The following is a 22,125-nucleotide window of genomic DNA, read 5'->3' as shown; positions in this document are numbered from 1 at the left end:
TTGTTAACTGCGCCAAATAATCTGCTTACCTACATCTGCCCCTTATACAAAGGTAAAACTCATCCATTACTCAGAACCTGTTGATATGTTTGTTAGTGCAACTTTACTCAGGCTTAATAAAGAAGCAAATGGGCTAAGACGTCGCAGCGTTGGTGGCTGAGAGAGTCCTTTTGCCTGCATCAGCAAGTAAAAATCAGTAAGCAAAAACCCAAAAGGAGAGCGACCGTGATCAGTGATGAGCAATCCTATGACCTGATTATTATTGGTACGGGTGCCGGTGGCGGCACGTTGGCATACAAACTGGCTCCAACTGGCAAGAAAATTCTGATTCTGGAGCGGGGTACTTACTTGCCCAAAGAAAAGGCAAACTGGAGTGCGACTGACGTTTATGTCAAAGAACGCTACCACACCAAAGATCATTGGTATGACAGCACTGGAAAAGCCTTTCGCCCTCAAATGAGCTACTGGGTGGGTGGCAACACCAAAGTGTATGGTGCCGCTCTATTACGCTTACGAGAGCGAGATTTTGAAGCGGTTGAACATCGCGACGGCATTTCGCCTGCCTGGTCACTCAAATACGCCGACTTTGAGCCTTACTACGCCCAAGGAGAGGCACTTTACGATGTACATGGCAAACAAGGTGAAGATCCGACTGAACCACTGCGCAGCAGCGAGTATGCTTATCCTCCCATTAGCCATGAGCCGCGAATGCAGCAGCTTGCCGAGGAGATCGCCAAGCAAGGCTTACACCCCTTCCATCTGCCACTGGGACTAAAGCTCAATGAAGTTGATCGCACCCTCAGCACCTGTATTCGCTGTGACACGTGTGATGGGTTTCCCTGTTTGGTGCATGCGAAGGCAGATGGAGAGGTGAATGGAATTGAACCAGCGCTGAAATTTCCCAACGTGACACTGAAGACCAAAGCGAAGGTGTTGCGGCTACATACGAGCGCATCGGGTCGAGAGATTACAGGGGTAGAAACCGAGATTGATGGGGAGACGCACCTGTTTCGGGGCGCTATTGTAGTCGTTGCCTGTGGTGCTATTAATTCGGCAGCGCTGCTGTTGCGATCAGCAACCGATCAACATCCCACTGGACTCGCAAATCAGTCTGATCAGGTTGGGCGCAACTTGATGAAACACCTAACGACCGCAATGGTACAACTCAGTATCACTCCCAATCCTGATATATATCAAAAAACCATCTGCATAAACGATTTCTACTGGGGAGAACCAGATTTTCCTTACCCAATGGGCGAAGTGCAGAACACGGGTAACGTTCTTGGAGACATGATCCCAGCCGAAGCGCCACCCTTACTAGCTCCACTGGCAAAATTAGTACCCGGTTTTGGCTTGCAGCAAATTGCGAACCACTCGACGGGATGGTGGTTGCAAACGGAGGATTTACCTGATCCCAACAATCGGGTGCGGGTCGAGGGGGACAAGCTGCATTTAGACTACACATCCAATAATACCGAAGCTCGCGATCGCCTGATTCACCGTTGGACGGAGGTATTAAAAGCGATCGATAAAAGTGCCGAGAATGTGCGTCTGCACCACGGCATTTACCCACGCAACAACACAGGCATTCAGGTTGTGGGGCATCAGTGCGGCACCTGCCGCTTTGGCGAAGACCCCACAACATCGGTGCTTGATCTCAATTGCCGCACCCATGACATTGATAATCTTTACGTGGTGGACGGCAGTTTTTTCCCATCAAACTCTGGTGTGAATCCAACGCTGACAATCATTGCAAATGCTCTACGCGTGGGTGACCATTTAGCTGAGCGCTTGAAATAGTTCTCTTACTCGTGAGCAAGTTGTGGCGCTTGAGCTTAGGGAGTGATGTGTGTGGTAAGTATAGATGACGAATCTTGAAGTTGTCCGAGAGTTATATAGGGCTTTCCACGAGAAGGATTACGATGCTTTTCGGCTCATCTGCACCCCCGGACTCGAATGGATGCAGAATGAAGGTTTTCCAAACGGTGCAATTTACCGAGGCGCAGAAGCAGTAATTGAAGGGGTCTTTAAATCCAATGATGAGCGTTGGGATGAGTTTTCGTTTCACATTGAGCAGTACCTTGATGCGGGGGCTTCTGTAATTGTTGTTGGAGTCTATATTGGTCGTCATCGGCAATCACAAAAACCGCTTCGTGCCGTTGCAGCCCATCTTTACAATCTTGTTGATGGTAAGGTGTCCTGTTTCCGAATGTTTGCAGACACAAAGACAATCTGGGATGCAATGGTTTAGTCAATGTTGTAAGTGAGAGGAATAGTATGAAACTCGACGGTAAAGTAGCGTTGGTCACTGGCAGCAGTCAGGGTATTGGACAAGCCATTGCCATTCGCCTGGCTCAAGACGGTGCAGATGTGGTTATCAATTACCGCTCTAATCCACAAGGCGCAGAAGAAACTCTGGAGAAAGTGAAAGCGGCGGGTGGCGGTCGTTGTCATATGATCGAGGGACACTGTGACACGGTTGAGGGTCTGACTGTACAGGCAGATCTAGGTACGATCGCAGATGTGCAGCGCATGGTTGCAGACAGCATTGCCCATTTCGGTAAACTCGATATTCTCGTGAATAATGCCGGAATCGAAAAAAACGCTGATTTCTGGGATGTGACTGAAGCCGATTATGATGCCGTACTAAACGTCAATCTCAAGGGTGTATTCTTTGCAACACAAGCTCTTGTGAAGTATTTGAGAGACACTAAACGTCCTGGCAAAATTATTAACATTAGCTCAGTGCATGAGGAATTGCCCTTTCCTCACTTTGCGGCTTACTGTGCCAGCAAAGGCGGTTTGAAAATGCTGACGCGCAACCTGGCGATCGAACTCGCACCGCTTGGAATCAATATCAATAATGTGGCTCCAGGAGCGATCGAAACTCCCATCAATACCAAGCTCTTAAACGATCCCCAAAAGCTCGGCGCACTTCTACAAAACATTCCATTAGGGCGCTTAGGCAAACCAGTCGATGTTGCGTCGATGGTAGCGTTTCTCGCGTCCGATGAAGCCGATTACGTCACAGGCACAACGTTTTTTGTGGATGGTGGCTTGCTCTGGAACTATCAAGAGCAATAGGTAAAATGATTTCCAAAAAGTGAGGTTTATTGACTGAGTCAGTAGTCAGCATAAGAAAACATTCTGGATTCTGAGTCCTGGATGCTTCAGCCAGATTTAGAGCCGCTATGGATCGATGCGTTGTCCAGATTAGTCACAGCAGAGGCGAGGTATGACTCCAGAAGAAGATCGATTGCAGCAAGATCGGGAACGCACTGCCTACTGGAAACGTTGGGGACCGTATGTAAGTGAGCGACAGTGGGGCACTGTGCGAGAAGACTACAGCCCGTATGGGTCTGCCTGGGATTATTTTCCACACGATCAGGCACGATCGCGGGCATATCGTTGGGGTGAAGATGGCATTGCAGGTATTTCGGATAGTCGCCAGCGCTTGTGCTTTGCGATCGCCCTGTGGAATGGCAATGATCCCATTTTGAAAGAGCGGTTATTTGGTTTGACAGGCAGTGAAGGCAATCATGGCGAAGATGTAAAAGAATACTATTTTTATCTAGACAATACGCCCACGCATTCTTACATGAAATGTCTATATAAGTACCCACAACAGGCATTTCCCTACACGCAATTGACAGAAGAAAATCGCCGCAGAAGCAAATTTGAATCCGAATTTGAGTTGCTGGATACGGGCATTTTTGCAGAAAATCGCTATTTTGATGTCTTTGTGGAATATGCCAAAGCAACACCCGAAGATATTTTGATTCAGGTGACGATCGCCAACCGAGGCGCTGAAACCGCTACACTCCATCTCCTACCAACCCTCTGGTTCCGCAACCTGTGGGACTGGCTTCCCGATACTGAAGCACCTTTCATCAAAGTGGTCGCTGACGCACCAGTGAGCGTCCTTGAAGCCGACCATCCCACTCTGGGTACTCACTGGCTCTACTGTGAACCGGGTGCAGAGCTGCTGTTTACCAACAATGAAACCAATAACGAACGGCTCTTTGGTTCTAGTAATACATCACCTTATGTCAAAGACGGCATCAATGATTATGTCGTACATGGCAAGCAGAACGCCATCAATGTTGATCGCATCGGCACCAAATTTGCGGCTCGTTATCCATTAATGTTTGCGCCAGGAGAAACCAAAACCATTCGCTTGCGTTTGTCTGATCAACAAACCCTCAGCGATCCACTGGGAGCTGAATTCGATGCCATTTTCTACACTCGTAAACAGGAAGCGGATGCCTTCTATCAGCGTCTTTGCCCCTTTCCCATGTCCGAGGATGAACGCAACATTCAGCGACAGGCGTTTGCTGGACTGCTGTGGAGTAAGCAGTCCTACAACTACGTAGTGCATGACTGGTTAAACGGCGATCCCAACCAACCGCCGCCACCGCCAGAACGGAAGGCTGGACGCAACCGTGATTGGATCAATTTATTCAGTGAAGATATCCTCTCCATGCCCGACAAGTGGGAATATCCCTGGTTTGCTGCTTGGGATCTGGCGTTCCATCTCATTCCTTTAGTAGTGCTTGATCCAGACTTCGCCAAATTGCAGCTCGATCGCCTCACCCGGGAATGGTACATGCAGCCCAACGGACAACTGCCTGCATACGAGTGGGCGTTTAGTGATGTCAATCCCCCGGTTCATGCGTGGGCAGCATTACGCGTCTACCAAATGGAGCAAAAGTTTTATGGACGCAGCGATCGCCAATTCCTTGAACGAGTTTTCCATAAACTGCTGCTGAACTTTACCTGGTGGGTGAATCGCAAAGATATGGAAGGCAACAATGTCTTTCAAGGTGGCTTTTTGGGGTTGGATAACATTGGTGTGTTCGATCGCAGCCAAGAATTACCGACGGGCGGCTATCTGAATCAGGCAGATGGTACGAGTTGGATGGGGATGTATTGTTTGAACATGCTGGCGATCGCGTTGGAACTGGCGAAAGAAGATGATGCCTATGAAGACATAGCCAGCAAGTTTTTTGAACATTTCCTCTACATTGCGTCTGCGATTGATGGCATTGGCAATGGTGAGATTGCACTTTGGGATGATGGAGATGGTTTCTATTACGATGCGTTGCGATTGCCGGATGGTCGCCAGTTCCCCCTGAAAGTGCGATCGATAGTTGGATTAATTCCGCTCTTTGCAGTGGCGGTGTTGGAGCTAGACACGCTCAATCAATTTCCAGGGTTCAAGCGGCGGATGGAATGGTTTATCCGCAATCGCCCAGAACTAAAGAACAAAGTGGCGTGTATGGAAACGCCAGGACTGGGAGCCAGACGCTTATTGGCGATCGTCTATGGATCAAAGCTAAAGCGCGTCTTGCAGCGTCTGTTGGATGAAAGTGAGTTCCTCAGCCCTCATGGGATTCGTGCGCTCTCAAAAGTCCATCTAGAGCATCCCTACACGTTGCACGAAGGCGATCATGACTACTGCGTGCGTTATGAACCAGCCGAATCTACTACAGGTCTATTTGGCGGCAATTCCAACTGGCGTGGACCTATTTGGTTTCCGGTGAACTATCTAATCATTGAAGCTCTTTGGCGCTTCTACGAGTATTTTGGCGACACGTTCAAAGTTGAATGCCCTACTGGATCTGGTCGCGTAATGACGCTGCGAGAGGTAGCGATCGACCTTTCCCATCGCCTAGTCGCCATCTTTGAGCCGGATGAATCAGGTAAGCGTCCTGTCTATGGCAATTTGGAGATCTTCCAAACCGATCCACACTGGAAAAATCTCATCCTGTTCCATGAATATTTTCACGGTGACAATGGCACAGGTCTGGGAGCCAACCATCAAACGGGCTGGACAGGACTCGTAGCAGCCATGATTTTACAGAATGTTGAAGATCGAAGTGTCGAACGGCAAACACCGGGAGGTCAGCATGGAAACCTTTAAAGAGCATTTGCCAGAATACTTAATGGAAGCCGCGGAGCTTGGACTTTTCATGGTTTCGGCTGGGGTCTTTACCATCCTGTTTGAGCATCCCGATTCTCCGGTGCATCAGGCGATAGCCAATAGCGACCTGCGTCGCTTTCTGATTGGGGTAGCAATGGGAACAACGGCGATCGCGCTCATCTATTCTCCCTGGGGCAAACAGTCTGGCGCACACATGAATCCAGCCATTACGCTCACGTTTTACCGTGCCGGTAAAATCAAGCGCCAGGATGCTATCTTTTACGTCGTGTTTCAATGCCTGGGTGGCTTAGCTGGCGTTTCTTTAGTAGCGCTGCTCTTTGGTAGCCTGTTCACGCAACCACCTGTTAGCTATGTCGTGACTGTGCCCGGTTGGTTAGGCTGGATGGGTGCTTTGTTGGGCGAATGGGTGATTGCCTTCATGATGATGATGATGGTTTTACTTACTAGTAACCACCCAAAGCTCAATCGCTACACAGGCATCTTCGCGGGCTGTTTGGTGATGCTCTACGTCACTCTTGAAGCACCCCTTTCGGGCTTTGGCATGAATCCTGCTCGCAGCTTTGCCTCAGCGTTACCAGCGCAAAATTGGACAGCGTTCTGGCTGTATGTGCTCGTGCCACCCCTCAGCATGTTTTCGGCTGCTGCACTATACCAAGTCTGGTTTGGGCATAGAGCCGTCAAATGCGCCAAACTGCATCACTTGAATCATAAACGCTGCATTTTTCGCTGTAGCTATCACCATCAGGAGCCGATAGACCTGAGCGATCAACTCCTTAACTCTTAAACTTGATGGTAGTCCTAAAGATGTAAGGATAGAGAGGACAAAGTTAGCTCCATCAATCTATGTCAGTTGCTCAGCCTGCCTGTCCTGCTTGTGACTCAACCCATACAGTCAAAAATGGCAAAATCCATAACGGTAAACAGAACTTTAAGTGCCGCGACTGTGGCAGACAATTTGTTCAAGACCCCCAAAACAAAATAATTGATCAGGCCACTAAAACTCTGATTGACAAATTGATGCTAGAGAAGATTCCTTTAGCTGGGATTGCCAGAGTAGCAGGTGTTTCAGAACCTTGGCTGCAAAGCTATGTCAACGCGAAATATCAGAACGTGCCCCGTCAAGTGAATGTGCGGGCTAAAAAAAGGGACGCTTAACCATCCAGTGCGACGAGATGTGGTCGTTTGTCGGCAACAAAGATAACAAGCAGTGGATTTGGTTGGCATTAGATGTCGAAACGCGAGAAATTGTCGGGGTGTATGTCGGTGAGCGGAGTCGGGATGGCGCCCAAGGATTATGGGATGCATTGCCAGCGGTGTATCGACAGTGTGCTCTGCTACACCGATTTCTGGTCAGCTTACAATCAGGTGTTTCCTAATAAACGTCATCACAGTGTGGGCAAGGAGAGTGGCAAAACTAGCTATATTGAGGCGGTTTAACTGCACCTTACGCCAGCAAGTGTCGCGCTTAGTCAGGAAGACATTATCGTTTTCCAAGAAGTTAGAGAACCATATTGGTGCCTATTTGGTTCTTTGTTCATCACTACAATGCATCCTTACCTGTGTAGCACTACCTCTTTAGGACCACCCAACAGACGAATTGGAATGAACCCTATTTGTCAGGGTGAGCCGAGGGAAATTGACTCAAAGTGCTAAATAGCTTTGAAGAATTAGTGCAGAAGAATTCGGAAATCTACAGCTGAAGCAGAGGAGTGTGATCCTAGTCAGAGTTCGCCAACGGTATCCGGTCGTTGGATTTACTGTTAATGACTAAGATAAGCGGTGGCAGAAAGCTTTGGCAACTACACCCAGATCTCTCAACCGTCTGCTTCATCGACTAGTTAGCTTGCGGCAATAATGAGAGGACTCTGCCTGGCATATCAAGTTTTAGTCAAATCTGAAATCGACTTCCTGATGAACTCAGTAAACATCCGAACTTTAAGCGGAACGTAGGCACGAGAAGGATAAACGAGCCAAGCCGCTGTGCTGAAATCCGTTGCTGTTACGGCATAGTCTGGAAACACGTCAATGAGAGTACCAGCTTGTAGATCTGCGTCGATCAACCAGTTAGGAAGCAGTGCTAAACCCATGCCAGCGATCGCACATTGCTGAAGGGCGATCGCGCTGGAAATCATGGTGCGCCCAGAAACAGGAATTTCGCTCAGTTCTCCCTTGCGGTTCTTAAAGATCCATCTTGATCGAAAGCCTGCCAGTGGAAATAGCAGACAGTTATGGTGCTCCAGATCATGGGGGTGCTGGATTTGTCTCGATCGCTTGAGATAACCTGAGCTGGCGCAAACTGAATAGTGTGTTGGCATTAATTGTTGAGCAATCAGGGTCGAATCTGCGAGGAGTCCTAGTCGAACCGCAACGTCAATTCTTTCAGAGAACAGATCGACAACGGTATCGGTGAGTAGGAGATCAATGGTGAGATCTGGATACAGCCGCTCAAACTCAGACAAGAGCGGCACAATACATTTGAGCCCGAAGGATGCAGAAGCGGTAACGCGCAGTGTTCCCAAAAAACTCTTTAGGTTACGTATTTTCAGTACTTTCAGGAGTTTTTTTCCCATTTCACTAAAATTTCACTACCTATTTGCACACCTTTAGAACCACTTGATAGCTTTGCCAGAAATCTCTTCTAGCTTAGCTACTCAATTTGTTAACTCCCTCATCTTTGAAAATATAGCCCTTTTGCTAGCGTTGGCTCAAAATTGCTAGCAAGTTAACCTCACAAAGAAAAATGTATTAGGTGAATGCTATGACTAAAGTGCAACTCGGAACGCGTATTCCTGAAAGCCTAAATCTAGAAATTGAGAATATGGCAAAATACAAAGATATGAAAAAACAAGAATTGGTTGAGCAATTGTTGAGACACGGACTAGCAATTGTTAGCAATCAAAAAAATCTTACTGAGCCTAATAAAACTAGCCAGACCGAATTTGATGATAATGGCTTAAGCTTAATTAAGAGCAACTCTGTAATTGTTTCAGAGAGTACCTCCCCCTCAAAGGAAGCAATAGCTGTTAAAAAAATCGAAAAAAGTCTTGCCAATCTAAAAAAAGAGGTAGAAGCTTTATCTCTTCAAGTGGTCGAACTAAAAGAAACAGTAGAGCTAGCTTTTGTAAGTAATCAAGCTTCTAATAGCTCAAGTTTTACTATAGGAAAAAAGCAGAACACAAAGATATTAGATTTTACTTCGAGCCAGGAAACAGTGGTCGATTCGGTTGAAGACCCACTAAGTTTGCTGCGGCCACCGACACGGCGGAGGCGGCATAGAAGCAGTGATTGTTAGTGAAAGCAGAAAAATATAATGTTGAGACTCTTCTGTGACATCACATCCAACAAAGACAGTTATTTTCTAAAACATAGTCAGCAGGGTTACCCTGAACAGACTAAATTCTACTGTAATAGCCTCTGCGCCTCTCCAAGGGAGATTCTAGTGCTTGAGTGCATCGTTCTACATGCCACTGCCAGCGCGGTAACCCAGAGTTGGGTATGGAAGTATCTCTGTAATGAAAGCCCTGCTTGAATAGCCCGTTTAATCTTAATTTACGAAGTTGATTGTTGGTGATGCCCAGCAAGGCAGCCGCTTCTGCTGTAGGGAACCATGCTCGTGTTGCTTGGACTTGGTTTCTGACGGAACAAGAATCTTTAACCAGGCTCACCTCATTTTGTTTTGCAGATAGCTCCTGTATGCCACAAGCGTAAAGTGGACTATCGCTATCCAGCTCGATGTGATAAATCCATTGCTCCTGCTCGGAAGCTTTCATGCCAACAATCCTGCCCGTTTCCCAAGTACGATCACCTTCTTTATCAGGGCAAAATTTCACTCGTTCCCCAAAGTGAAAAGCTGGTTCACTAAACTCACTGCGTTTGGGAATAGTGATTAACCACGCAGCATCGTGGTTTAGTAGTTTTAGCTGACGATTAACCATAAGGGAGCATTTCCACTTTCTTCTGTCATCATCGTCAACCCTGAGGGTAGAACACAAGTAAAACCTATCACCGTGACAACTTTTGGGAAGATGGGGTTAGACTAAGCCACCCCGTCACCGAGACGGCTTAGTCTAACCCCTATGACACGTCCAACGTCTGCCTATATTGGTAATGTTCTAGACGTGTTGAAATGAGAGACTCAGATGAGTGCTTTTCCTCGAATTAGCCGCCGGTTCTAGAACCTGTGCTTTGTCTAGATTGGGGCAGCGATGATGATCAGGAAATTGCCGCATTGTCATGACACTTGTTGCAAATTTGCCTGGTTTATGTGATTACATTGATGATGCAGCAGGAATTGACTGACAAAATGTGGGTAGAACAAATGTAGACCAATGATTTGCGAGCACTGACTCCTCCGATTTGGGCACACGTCAACCCTTATGAAACCTTCCGATTAGATCTCAGTGAACGATCGCAATTGGATGCAGCTTGCGATTGGTGAGAGTCAAAATTTTCTGCGAATATTACTGTGTAAGGATTTCAGCCGTTGCGTGGCGGCATAGGATAGCTTTGCCCGTTTGAACCCTATTGCTCCCGCAGCCGTTTATCCAGCAACGTGTAGCGTTGCCGATCCTTAACCTGCCGGACTGCAAGGGCGATCGCCTTTTGTGGCCCTACTACAATTGCTATAGCAATCGAGAGGATAGTTAAGACAGGATATACAGATACACCTAAGTAGTGGATAGCTATTCCCATGCCTGCTCCTTACAGCGAGGACCTGCGCCAAAAAGTATTGGACGCGATTGCTAGTGGACACCGTAAAAGCCACGTCAGCCAACTGTTTAACATTAGCCGCAACACGATTGACCTGTGGCTCAAACGACGAGACGCAACAGGTTCACCCAGTGCTATTCGGCACTATCCACGTGGTCCCCAAGGCAAGATCACTGATTTGGAGCAATTTCGAGTCTTTGCCAAGCAGCATGGACATTTGACGCAGAAGGAGATGGCAGAGCAGTGGGGTCAACCAATCAGTGACCACACCCTGGGTAAAGCCTTAAAGCGGATTGGTTTCACTCGAAAAAAAAGAGCTATGGCTATCGGGAACGGGATGAAGCGCAACGGCAAGTCTGCTTAGCCCAATTGCAAGCCTACCTTCCGGAGCAACTTGTTTATGTGGATGAAGCCGGTGTGGATGACACCGAAGACTATGCCTATGGATGGTGTGAGCAATCCAAGCGATTTGAGGCCCTGAAATTAGGGCATCGAACGGAGCGCATCAGCATGATTGCGCGATGGTGTGAGCGTCAAGTGATCGCGCCGATGACCTTCAAGGGCTATTGCGACAGTGTGTTAGTTGAAACCTGGGTACAAGAGTTTCTCGTGGCTCAGTTAAAGCCAGGACAAGTGGTCGTGATGGACAATGCCAGTTTTCACAAATCGAGGGTAATTCGAGAGCAGATTGAGCAAGCTGGGTGCCTTGTTCTATTTCTGCCACCCTATTCCCCGGACTTGAACAAGATTGAAAAGTTTTGGGCGCGGCTGAAGCACTACTTACGTAAAACCCTCAATCAGTTTCAAACCCTTTGGGATGCAGTCGATAATGCCTTCAAAGCATTGTCCTAACCAAATGCTCGATTGCTATAGCTTTTTGGCACGGGTTAACCCGGTATAAATCAGATTACGCGACAGCATCAGATAGTGCTGCATATAGATGGGTAGAATCACCACCGGATACTCGCTGCCCTGGCTCTTGTGAATTGTCACTGCCCACGCCAGCGTGATTTCGTTCAGATCGGCATAATCGTAGCTTACGGAGCGCGCTCCAAACTGCACTACTACCTCTTGTTCTTCCACATCCACCGCTGCAATCATGCCCAAGTCGCCATTGAACACTTCCCGGTTGTAGTCGTTGACCTTTTGAATCACGCGATCGCCCACCCGCAGCGTCATTCCTGCCCGCATAATCTCAGATTTGTTAAAGCTGGGTGGATTGACGAGCTGTTGCAACACCATATTAAGATTGCGAGTGCCGACCTCTCCCCGTGTCATGGGACACAGCACCTGCACATCGCTGGCTGGATCAAAGCCCTGCTGGGGAATCAAGTCGCCCATTAGCTCTCGAATAGCCTGGACTCCGTGTTCTGGCTCTGGTGCACCGAGCCACAGACAATCGGACTGAGGTGCATTCGAGACTGGCTCCAACTGCGGGAACTGTCCTGCATTGATGCGATGAGCATTGCGAATAATGTGGCTAGCCTGCGCCTGTCGGAACACCTGAGTCAACCGCACCACCGGAACCTGTTCAGAGGTAATCAAATCTTGCAACACCGATCCCGGTCCCACACTTGGCAATTGGTCGGTGTCCCCCACCAGTAGCAGTTGGGCATCGGGGGAAACGGCTTTCATCAGCGAGTTCGCCAGAAATAGATCCAACATGGAGGCTTCATCCACCACGATCGCCTCAGCCGGGATGGGATTGTCTACATCGCGCTTAAACTTCATCGTTTTGGGGTCAAACTCCAGCAGTCGATGCACCGTTTTTGCCTCTTGACCCGTCATCTCGCTCAACCGCTGGGCTGCCCGTCCGGTGGGCGATGCAAGCGCAATCGACTTCCCCATTGCTTTCCACAGTGCCACAATCGTCCGGGTGGTAAACGTCTTGCCACAACCGGGTCCCCCTGTGAGAATTAGTACTCGCTGGCTCGCTGCCATCTCGACCGCATGGCACTGTTGCTCAGAAAGCGGCGTACCCGTTTTTTCAATAAACCGCTCAATCCACTGTTGGACACGGGGTGCATCGACCTGAAGCGGCTGTCTCAAAATCTGTTGTAACTGATCCGCCAGCTTGTATTCGGCTGCAAAAAAGGGCGGCGCATAGTAACCAAATTGCTCCAGTCCAGCGATCGGCGTTTCGGTTTTGACCAACTCCCGCTCTTGCACCATCAAGTGAATCAAAAACTCTACAGAGTCAGGATTGGGATGGTGATCCTCAATATCCAATCGCTTCACCACCTGCCCAATTAACTCATCGTGGGGCAAGAAGCAGTGTCCATCTTCAGAAGCTTCCCCCAGCACATGCAGAATCCCCGCGCGGTAGCGAAACTGGGAGCTGGGAGCAATGCCAAGATTTCGAGCGATCGCATCGGCAGTCACAAACCCAATGCCGTAGACATCGGTCGCCAGTTGGTAAGGATTGTGGGTGACAGTGGCGATCGATTCATCCCCATACTGCTTATAGATCTTGACCGCGTAGGTGGTGGAAACGCCATGACTCTGCAAAAACAGCATCACGTCCTTGATTGCTTTTTGCGTCCCCCAGGCGGTTTGAATCAGCTTCACCCGCTTGTGGGCGATACCGGGAACCTCCACCAGGCGCTCAATCTGGTTCTCAATGATGTCCAGCGTTTCCAGCCCAAAGTGAGCAACGATGCGTTTCGCGGTGACGTATCCCACGCCTTTGATCAAGCCGCTGCCCAGGTACTTCTCAATCCCCGTGATCGTGGCGGGTTTGGTTTCCCGGTACTGCGTCACCTGAAACTGGGCACCGAACTTGGGATGGTCTTTCCAGATGCCTTGCAGTTGCAGGGTTTGTCCTGCCTGGATGGTGGCAAAGCTGCCTGTGATGGTAATAAGTTCGCTGGTGCGGGGTGCTTTCAGACGAGCGACGGTGTAGCCCGATTCTTCGGAGTGGTAGGTGAGCCGTTCGACCACGCCTTGCAGGGACTCCACGGGAGGAGCCTGATGGGTTCCTGGTTGTTGGCGTTGCTCATTCAACTCGCGTTCTCTGATTACTCAGGACAAACGTATTATAAGATAGCTGCTTGGGGCGATCGCGATTATTGGGCATACATCACTTGCGTGGTAGTGAGGATTTCCTGGCGACAAATCTAGATGCAGCTCCTCTAAATCGCGCGTTTGCTGAGAGAAATTGCGGTCTCTGACAACGCAAGTATTATGTCATTACAAGAGTTACTTCAACTGAACGACAGCAGATTCCTCAGCAACTACACCTCAGAATTATCTCTATTTTCAATATCTATGTCGTATAAGTACTTCGCCCTCATAGCATTCAACTTGCTTTTCTGAGCTAATTCAATGATAGCTTGCTTCAAAGTTTGAGAATATTTTTTACCCGTTTTTAGTCCTTGTTTGATTAAAGAGTATTTATCAGGATCCCTCTCTAAAAGCCATTCTTTATAGTCCTCTAGAGTACGCTCATTCAAATAATTAGTTTCTATTTCAGACCCAGATTTATTTTGAAGAGACTTGCTTAGCACCTGAGTAATACTCATTGTCTCCCCAATGCTCTTAATTTTCTCTTCAACCTCAGACATCAAGTCAGGAAACTCTTGAAATAGAGATCGTAAATAGTTTAATGACTGAGGGCTATCTGAACTATCAACTTGATGTTTTAGCCAAGTTCTCTTATAACTAGACATGTCTAAATCAATAGCTTGTGTAATATTCTCAAGTTCTCTAAGTTCACCGAACTCTATAAAAAGGCAGTAATTGTCAAGAAACTCTATTACTTTTTTACAGAGTTCCGTTTCGGAAGATCCGAAGGATTCAGAGTAGAAAACGTATACTTCCTGTAGTCTTTCTCTAATTCTATTTTGTTGTTCCCTATCATTAAGCTGCTTACCTGTTTCAGAAATTTTTTTGTAATCACATATTGATGTCTCTACGAGATGAACGATCTCATCACTTATTGGGGATCCAGAATAGCCAAGAGTCATTGCTGCAAAATAGAGGTTTCTATCCTCATCCTTTTCGCTACCGAGTAACTGTTGGTAGTCGTCTAGAGATAGCAATCTATCCAAATCGATAGAAAATTTCTTATCAAACTTTGCCAGGGAAATAAAAATGGCTTCTTCGATTATTTGCTTTTGAATAATTGGTAAAAAATCTTTAATATAAGGTCTAATTTTTTCTAAAACCCATCGTATTTTTTTAAGAACACGAATATTGTTTGTCTGAATATACTCGTTTCTTAAATAATTAAAGATAATCTTTTCATCGGGATCATCTTTGTCAAACTCTAGATGAAAATTTTCCTCTACACTGGGGTCTAGCTTAACTTCAATATCAATAACCTTCTCTCTATATTCATTCAAAATCTTTTTTGCTTCCTCATCAAATTTGTCTTCACAGAATATAAGTATAATCTTACACTTATATTCTTCGGTAAGACTTTCAACGAAACCTAATAGTTCATCTAACCGTAGTTTCTTTGAGCTTCTTTCAAGGTCATCTATACAAATTAATTTCCCTTTAAGTGTATTGTTGATGATTACATTGCTGAGCAATGAAATTGATGATGAAGTGATTATTCCTCCTAGTGAACTGCCTTTTGTTAGTTTTTCTATACTCTCTGATATTTCTTTTATATGCCTTAAACCTTTTCTAGGCTTCTGATTACCCCACAATCCACTTTTTTCTTCCTTAGTGATTGGTTGAAAGTTACTCCATAATTGAATTTTCAATTCATCAATCGATGAAATACCGAAAACAGAGGAATAATGGTATTCCTTATTTTTGTTCAACAAGAGTGTTTTTACCAGATACGTTTTCCCGACTCCCCAATCTCCCTTCAGGGCAAAAACTTTAGCCTCATTCTCTGGGGCTAGGAACGCTTGAAGCGCTTCTTCTACTCTTCTGCGCTCTAAACCAGCCTTGGATGTACTTTTATGATTAGTCATAGTGTTTATGGGAAGTATTGTAAAGACATGCACTAAAGTTAGCGTAGAGAGAAACTGAGTCGAGGTTGCCGAGTTTGTTCTACGACTAGAAGAGAGCAATGGCGCAAGACACACGTTAGAGCGATCTCAGAGGGAACATGAAAGTGAGATCGCCCCTTCTATTTCACCAAACTCTCAATCTTCAGCGTGCCAAACTTGGGCGACCAAAACCCCTCCCGTCCCTCAAAAAACGCCACCTCCTTACATTTTTCCCGGCGATGTTCCAGTAACGAACAGCGCAGCATCACCTTCTCTTTCCCCTCCTTCGTGTAGCGATAGCGCTCTAACAACGCACCACACACGGGGCAAGGCACATCCGTAAAAGCCTCTGGGTCAGGAATGCGCTGAGCGTAGGGCACCTCATACCGTTTTCCCTGCGGATTCCAGAACATGACGGCTCCACAGCCTGCCGCTCCACACTTGAGAAAATGATTCGCCTTCAGCTTCTTGGATTTGGAGGGAACTTTGCTCATCGCCTCCCCACACTTGGGACAGGCAGTTTTCGTCACTGTTGCCTGTGGCTTTGACTGGGTTGAGCTTGGCGATCGCGCAGCGGCAGGTTTAGTGCATCGCGCAACCGTAGAGTTCCCGCTTTGAATCGCATTTGATTTCAGCAGTTGACCCGCCTTCTCCAACGCTGGTGCAAAATAGGTGCGGTGCCAATCGGTTAGATACCCCTGCCAATCCTGCTTTCCCTGGGCGATCGCGTCCAATGCAGACTCCATTTGTGCCGTAAACTCTGGCTGAATCAACTCCGGCAGTAGTTTTTCCAACGCTTCATCTAATGCCATCCCTAACGATGTGGGTTGCAGTTTGCCTTTCTCCACCTGCACGTATTCCCGCTCCTTCAGCGTCTTGATCGTGGGCGCATAGGTACTGGGTCGCCCAATGCCCTTGCGTTCCATCAACTGCACCAGCTTCGGTTCCGTATAGCGTGGTGGTGGTTGAGTCTGCTTCTTTTCTGAGTCTGCCTGCTTCAGCGTCAACGGCTGTCCCTGCTGCAACATGGGCAATTGAGTATCAGCACTCAAGTTATTCCAATAGCGGGTATAGCCGGGAAACTCTACCACCTGTCCGGTTGCTTCCCACTGCACCGATCCGGATTTTGTCACGACTCGCGTCTTCCGCAACCGCACCGGGCAACACTGAGAAGCCACAGCTCGATTCCAGATCAACTCATACAGCTTTGTCTCATCTGCACTGGCTTGCAGTTGGGTAGGTAATTGATTGACATCCGTGGGACGAATCGCTTCGTGCGCTTCCTGTGCCCCTTTGACTGCCCGATGCCGCGTCGTTTTGCTGGGCACATTCGTTGGATCATGCTGCTCCAGGTATTGCCGCACGGCTACACAAAATGGCTCAGCTAACATCACTGAATCCGTTCGCATGTAGGTAATGTGACCTGCTTCATAGAGCGCCTGTGCCACCTTCATCGTTTTATCAGGACTGAAGCGCAGTTTCGCGCCCGCTGCCTGTTGCAATGAGGAGGTGATAAAGGGTGCAGGTGGCGATTGATGGGCAACCTTACCTTCGACAGTTACGACTTGATGCGGGTGAGAACGGGCGATCGCCACTAATCGATCTGCCTCTGCCTGACTGGTCACTTTATCAGATTCCTGACTTTCCTTTCCCTCCGCTGCATCATCCGGTTGTTCGACCATCGCTGCTGAATTCGCATTCAGTTTGGCACGATAAAATGCCTTAAACCCTTCCCCATACTCTACCCAAACGCTCCAGTAATCTTGGGATTTGAACGCTTGAATTTCTCTTTCTCGAATACACAACAAATGCAGCGTGGCACTTTGCACCCGCCCCATGGACTTCGCGCCAATGTTGAGCCGCCACACGACATGCTTGCTGCCCTTGTAGCCCACCAGCTTATCGAGACAATCTCGTGCCCGTCCAGCGGCAATCAGGGATTGATCGAGAGTACGGGGATGAGCGATCGCCGCTCTAACCGCTTGAGGCGTAATCTCGCTGTAAACTACCCGACGCGGATTTTTGAGTCGCAATTCCTGTTGCAGATGCCAGCCAATGGTTTCCCCTTCGCGATCGGGGTCAGTGGCAATGTAGACTGCATCCGCTTGCTTCACCGCCTGCCGTAGGTCTGACAGCACCTTCTTGCCTCTGGCATCCCTGGGGGTATAGCGACACTCAATGCGCTGATCCAGCAAATCAAAGCCCAAGGCATCCTCGCCATCATTTGCCAGTTCACGCACATGCCCCATGCTGGCTTTGACGATCCAGCCGGGACCGAGAATCTGACTCAGCTTCTTGGATTTGCCCGGACTTTCGATCAACAGTAGGTTTACCATCAGCGCACCACAGCAGCAGTTCGATGGTACAAGTAAACTATATAAATGGCATCCGTGCAGTGGCTCTGCCTTCTAAAATAGCTCAATGCTTCTGTCAGCAACTCACATTCAAACTGAAGACGCGATCTCACTAAAGCCTTCGGCATAACGGCAATGCACGACTTTGCTTGCTTCCCGTAAGGAATAGTCGTTCGCACAATCCGACATTGATATTCAACCGTTGACAGTTGTATTGCCTACATAAAACCCCTTGCCCGCACTTTTCCATCTTCCCTTGCCCGTCCCTGTAGAAAGCACATTGGCAAGCGAAACCTTGGCTCGTTGAAAAGTCTTATCGGATACCTTGCCATACATCTGCTCAAGTAAATCATCGAGATGCAGCGGCTTGTCCGCATCCTCTAAAATTTGGGCAACCGCCTCTGTAAACGTTGTCTCTTGAAACTCAGCCTTGAGAAACTGCCGCAGATTAGACGATGATGGCGATTGACTCTGTTTACCGATTGATTTTGGCGAGGGCTTTGTCTGCTTCGCTGTAGTAGCACTGGCGATACTAGCAGTAGAGGGCTTGGGGGCAGATTTTGTCTTGAGATCGTCGTCCTGTTCTGGCCCATTAATCTGTGGTTCAACCGTAGAGGAAATGTCTGAGGGAGACGTACTCAGTGGAGCATCAGAGTCACTGATGGTCGGTGACGCGATTTCTGTAATCGCATCAGAAGTCAGCGTGACTAATCCCAAGTTAGTGACCTCGAATAGTAGCGTCTCAATTCCCTGAATCTGCACCGTCTTTTGCTGTCGCTGCTCATCCATCCACTGGAGTTCTTGACACAAATGCTCTTTCACCTTTTGTAACGACGTGACCAACGCGATCGCCTCGTCCTTGGGCAAAGCTTGTAGATAAGAAGGTGAAGTCGCCATAGCCAATCTCTTGAGACATTGATTTTGCATTGATTCTACGCTTCATGGATGGAATGGTAGAGCCGTCGATGATTTTGTCGCGTTTCTTAATACTAGGCGATGCTCCTGTAATTCGTTTTATCTATTCATCTCTGGTTCATGCCTGCTGGGATCAGATTGCTCCTCTAGCCAAAGATTCCACAGCGCCAACTCCATATCATCTAATCGTGTCTGACTGCATTTGCCAAACAGGTGCAATAGACGATCGCCCACCTGCTCTCGCGTCCATCCTAATCGCTGAATCTGCACCGATATAGCCGCCAGCACCCCAGACAGATCCCGCGCCGAGTCATCCAACTCCAAAGTCTCGAATAACGGTAGATTCAGGCGCTCCACCTGCAACACACCTGGATTGATTTCAGCCCACGCGATCGCCTCCGCCATCAAAATTGGATCACCCGATTCTAAATACCGTTGCATCCGAGCCATCGGTGCTGCCTGCATGGCCTCAAAACGGATCTGATTTACCTGTTGATCAGCCGATTGAGCCGCCGCCTGACCCAGATCGAACCAAGTTTGCAGGTCAAATAAGGGGAGTTGAATAGTCGGATCACTTCCATTTGACTCCCCCACTCCCCGTTGAGAACGTCTAGAAGTTCGATCTACCTGAGCATTACCGCCTACCGAGGGTAACGGTTGCCCCAGGCAATCGCTCAAATCCCCACCTATCAATGCATTACCGCCACTCTCTGATAATAAGCTTGTAGGATTGTGCCAGTTAGATGCGTCCCCAACGCCATCTAACTGGGTATCCGTGTTTGAAGCTGGGGGTCCGGGGGGGATTTCCACAGGTGCGATTGCTCCTAGTGACAGGTAGTTGGGATGCCATAGGTCCCGATGGCGATAAAGGGAGGCACCACCAATGCTGTATTGGGTAAGTGCTTGAAACCGGGCGGTGGCATGACTGGGTAAGGTGTTGTGGTTGAGTAAGTCCGCGATCGCCTGTCGAATCCGCTCTCGCGTCGCTTGAGATTGACGTTGATTCCAACTGGATTGTTCTGGCTGGCTGACTTCAGTTTTCGATTTATATTTGCCATTCCCATCCCCATAGTGAAAGTAGCGACTGCCTTCAATGCACCGCGCCCATTCCTCGGCTCGTTGTTCAATTTCGTGCTGATGCTGACACCAGTCTTCGTAGCCGGGTAAGAATTGAGCTGTAGTGACGATCTGATCAATCAGCGTTCGTCCTGTCAATGGTTCACCACCCGCAAGGATGTGATGGAAGATATAGGCACGCAGGGTAATTCGACCCAGCAGTCGATTGGTTTGTCCCGCGCCGGTCCAGCCCAGTTCAATTTCAGCGTTCAGGTCATTCACAAACTTTTCAGCTTTACCTGAAATGCGATACTGCCTTCGCTGAAATTGTTTGAGCAGTCGTTGTAGAGTTTTGCGCTCAACGATGTTGCGTTTCTGGGCAAACTGCCAGTGTTGAACAAAAGTGTTCGGGTCACTCCAGATGGGTTGGAAGTCGGGGCCGAGGATATAGGATCCTGCTTGCAGAGGTAGCCGATGAGCATTGAAGAGGCTGAGGCTCCCTTCCATGGCATAGGGTCTGGGATTGGGAAATAGTTCTAGTTGTCCGCCTGCAAGGCGAAATCCAGCATTTTCTAATAGGGTCGTGACGACGATCGCCAGTTCCCAGGTGTTTTGGGTGACTTGAAAAGGGAAGTAGAGATGAAGACCGCCGCTGTAGGAACTGGTGCAGGTGACGGCATTAACAAGTCCTAATGGTTCAAGGGCCGCGAGGATGCGGGAGATGGCAAAGCGATCTTGCTTGGGGTGGTAAATGCTGCCAGCATCGATATCTAGCAGGCAATATTGAGTTTCGGCACCGAAGCGAACGCCGTAGAGATAGGCTCCTTGGTGGATGAGGCGATCGCTCAGGGGATGGCGGCTCTCAGTTTTCCATTCAACTTTGCTTTTTGGGTTGGGGTGCTCTGCCCAGATGTAGTCATAGCGATGGGGAAAGAGCGAGAGAAACTCGTCATCCCACTCCTGGATATACTTGAATTGGTTGGAGGTTACTGTTTTCGCAAGAATCATAGCGGCTCCTTAGATAAGTGGAGCCGGGACAGTTTCGCCTCCGCCATATGGAGTATGGCGGGGGCGAGTCAGAAAGCCTATTCAGGCTGAGCATTTGATTAATATGCGCTGTCCTAGCTTTCTGACCAAAGCAATATTGCCGATTTCTCTAGCCTGAGGAGGGGGGGAACCCGTTAAAGGTTGCAGGTGTAACAGGTTGTATGCATGAGATTTAGCAACCTACTGATTAGTAAAACCCCATAGTTTTGCCAGCCAGCAGGAAAATTTGCATAAATCAATCCTGCTACCTCTTGCACATTGTGATAGAGGTAGTATCCTAAATGGTAGATGCACAAAAATACTCCACCAATTCTGAAGCTTGGTTTTGAAACCCAAAGCCTGTTTCAGAAACTGCTAGGAAACCGGGATGTTAAGAGGCTTTGGCGAGGCTCTGTCCCGGTTTTCTGTTGTTAGTCAGTGTTGAAGTCTTAGATGATAGTTGGGTGCTGCTTACCTCCGTGCAACTGTTTTCATGATTTACATGAACTTAGGACAGACCAAGATGCACGATACTTTGTCCTAGTCATTTGCAGAGCGGAGTCACAGAGAACCAGATCAAATTGAAGATCGGATTAAACAACAGCTACATCTGGCACTTGGGCTAGCTTGATAAATAGCCAATGTTCGCTTGAAGCCTTCTCAAAAAGCTGATAACTGAAGACCTGCTCTAACAGTAGAGAAAAAACGAGATTGAATTTAGTAGCCTTTGAATTCTTCCAACCTCCTGTCCCTTAAGGGTTTTACCACTAGTACGGATGTCTATAGTGTGGCTGCGGATGAATTATGACAAACTTTCTAAATTTGCGCTTGTAGCAGGATCAGTCTTATCAGACTGATCGGAGTGTCATAAACCGCCAAAAGCCTTCTCCTGAAAGGATCTCAAATTCCTTTTATGGGAGCATACGGGTTAATTGATGGGGGTATACGGAGAACTAATGGTGGCATTTGGAGAGATTTGTCATAATGCTCAAATCTATATAGAAAAGGAGTTTGAAAGCGAATTTCGCAAGAATTTTAGCTTATGACAAGCAAGATTTATGACACTACTTTCCAGAGAATAAAAAATGGAATTTCAGGGCATCCACCCAACAAGGGTTTCAAAAATCGTCTGATTATTCTCCAATCGATGGCGAAAAACTAAGGACATCAACAC

General features: G+C 47.9%; 15 protein-coding genes and 1 pseudogene. 8 read left to right on the top strand and 8 right to left on the bottom strand.

Annotated features, from left to right (window positions below; all coding sequences use genetic code 11):
* Positions 1 to 228: 228 nt before the first annotated feature.
* The 6 genes and pseudogenes from JOY44_RS27225 (at position 229) to JOY44_RS32550 (ending at position 7,509) form a co-directional block, all read left to right on the top strand.
* Positions 229 to 1,800, top strand: a complete 1,572-nt coding sequence (locus JOY44_RS27225) for a GMC oxidoreductase (RefSeq protein WP_415881145.1) — start codon at positions 229 to 231, stop codon at positions 1,798 to 1,800.
* 64 nt (positions 1,801 to 1,864) lie between these two features.
* Positions 1,865 to 2,251, top strand: coding sequence for a nuclear transport factor 2 family protein (locus tag JOY44_RS27220; RefSeq protein ID WP_171576621.1), 387 nt, complete (start codon positions 1,865 to 1,867; stop codon positions 2,249 to 2,251).
* A gap of 26 nt (positions 2,252 to 2,277) precedes the next feature.
* The gene (locus tag JOY44_RS27215; RefSeq protein ID WP_171576620.1) at positions 2,278 to 3,084 is read left to right on the top strand and encodes a glucose 1-dehydrogenase; all 807 of its coding nucleotides are present in this window, start codon (positions 2,278 to 2,280) and stop codon (positions 3,082 to 3,084) included.
* A gap of 151 nt (positions 3,085 to 3,235) precedes the next feature.
* The gene (locus JOY44_RS27210; RefSeq protein ID WP_171576619.1) at positions 3,236 to 5,923 is read left to right on the top strand and encodes an MGH1-like glycoside hydrolase domain-containing protein; all 2,688 of its coding nucleotides are present in this window, start codon (positions 3,236 to 3,238) and stop codon (positions 5,921 to 5,923) included.
* Positions 5,910 to 6,728: an MIP/aquaporin family protein gene (locus JOY44_RS27205; protein ID WP_171576618.1), complete on the top strand. Its 819-nt coding sequence runs from the start codon at positions 5,910 to 5,912 to the stop codon at positions 6,726 to 6,728. The genes JOY44_RS27210 and JOY44_RS27205 overlap by 14 nt, the downstream gene beginning before the upstream one ends.
* A gap of 59 nt (positions 6,729 to 6,787) precedes the next feature.
* Positions 6,788 to 7,509: pseudogene (locus JOY44_RS32550) on the top strand (IS1 family transposase).
* 312 nt (positions 7,510 to 7,821) lie between these two features.
* On the opposite strand, the gene JOY44_RS27195 reads toward JOY44_RS32550, so the two are convergent.
* Positions 7,822 to 8,463 carry a substrate binding domain-containing protein gene (locus tag JOY44_RS27195; RefSeq protein WP_242541914.1) on the bottom strand — a complete coding sequence of 214 codons (642 nt, stop codon included), beginning with the start codon at positions 8,461 to 8,463 and terminating at the stop codon, positions 7,822 to 7,824.
* A 239-nt stretch (positions 8,464 to 8,702) separates the two neighbouring features.
* Here JOY44_RS27195 and JOY44_RS27190 point away from each other — a divergent pair, with 239 nt between their 5' ends.
* A complete protein-coding gene (locus tag JOY44_RS27190; protein ID WP_171576617.1) occupies positions 8,703 to 9,236 on the top strand; it encodes a hypothetical protein in 534 nt (177 codons plus the stop codon).
* A 100-nt stretch (positions 9,237 to 9,336) separates the two neighbouring features.
* Here the strand turns inward: JOY44_RS27190 and JOY44_RS31845 are convergent, their stop codons facing one another.
* The gene (locus JOY44_RS31845) at positions 9,337 to 9,879 is read right to left on the bottom strand and encodes a hypothetical protein (protein ID WP_242541912.1); all 543 of its coding nucleotides are present in this window, start codon (positions 9,877 to 9,879) and stop codon (positions 9,337 to 9,339) included.
* A gap of 586 nt (positions 9,880 to 10,465) precedes the next feature.
* The gene (locus JOY44_RS27180; RefSeq protein ID WP_171576616.1) at positions 10,466 to 10,636 is read right to left on the bottom strand and encodes a heavy metal transporter; all 171 of its coding nucleotides are present in this window, start codon (positions 10,634 to 10,636) and stop codon (positions 10,466 to 10,468) included.
* On the opposite strand from JOY44_RS27180, the gene JOY44_RS27175 reads away from it, so the two are divergent.
* Positions 10,635 to 11,506, top strand: a protein-coding gene (locus tag JOY44_RS27175; RefSeq protein WP_242541910.1) for an IS630 family transposase whose coding sequence is annotated in 2 segments (ribosomal slippage) — positions 10,635 to 10,955 and positions 10,958 to 11,506 — 870 coding nt in all. Because the reading frame shifts where the segments join, the coding sequence is not laid out codon by codon here. The two genes, JOY44_RS27180 and JOY44_RS27175, sit on opposite strands and share 2 nt — an antisense overlap.
* Before the next feature lie 15 nt (positions 11,507 to 11,521).
* Here the strand turns inward: JOY44_RS27175 and JOY44_RS27170 are convergent.
* From JOY44_RS27170 to JOY44_RS27150, 5 genes are all read right to left on the bottom strand, one after another.
* On the bottom strand, positions 11,522 to 13,657 hold the full coding sequence (locus JOY44_RS27170; protein WP_171576615.1) for an ATP-dependent RecD-like DNA helicase: 2,136 nt from the start codon (positions 13,655 to 13,657) through the stop codon (positions 11,522 to 11,524).
* 230 nt (positions 13,658 to 13,887) lie between these two features.
* Entirely contained in the window at positions 13,888 to 15,582 is a 1,695-nt protein-coding gene (locus JOY44_RS27165) for a P-loop NTPase fold protein (protein WP_171576614.1), read from the bottom strand.
* A 158-nt stretch (positions 15,583 to 15,740) separates the two neighbouring features.
* Complete coding sequence (gene topA, locus JOY44_RS27160) at positions 15,741 to 17,936, bottom strand: type I DNA topoisomerase (protein WP_171576613.1); 2,196 nt, start codon at positions 17,934 to 17,936, stop codon at positions 15,741 to 15,743.
* A 213-nt stretch (positions 17,937 to 18,149) separates the two neighbouring features.
* Positions 18,150 to 18,851, bottom strand: a complete 702-nt coding sequence (locus JOY44_RS27155; RefSeq protein ID WP_171576612.1) for a hypothetical protein — start codon at positions 18,849 to 18,851, stop codon at positions 18,150 to 18,152.
* A gap of 117 nt (positions 18,852 to 18,968) precedes the next feature.
* Positions 18,969 to 20,933, bottom strand: a complete 1,965-nt coding sequence (locus tag JOY44_RS27150) for a hypothetical protein (RefSeq protein WP_197985781.1) — start codon at positions 20,931 to 20,933, stop codon at positions 18,969 to 18,971.
* Positions 20,934 to 22,125: the final 1,192 nt, after the last annotated feature.

This window comes from Leptolyngbya sp. Cla-17 (assembly GCF_016807185.1).
Classification (GTDB): domain Bacteria; phylum Cyanobacteriota; class Cyanobacteriia; order Leptolyngbyales; family Leptolyngbyaceae; genus ULC077BIN1.
This window is presented reverse-complemented; position numbering and strand designations above follow the sequence as displayed.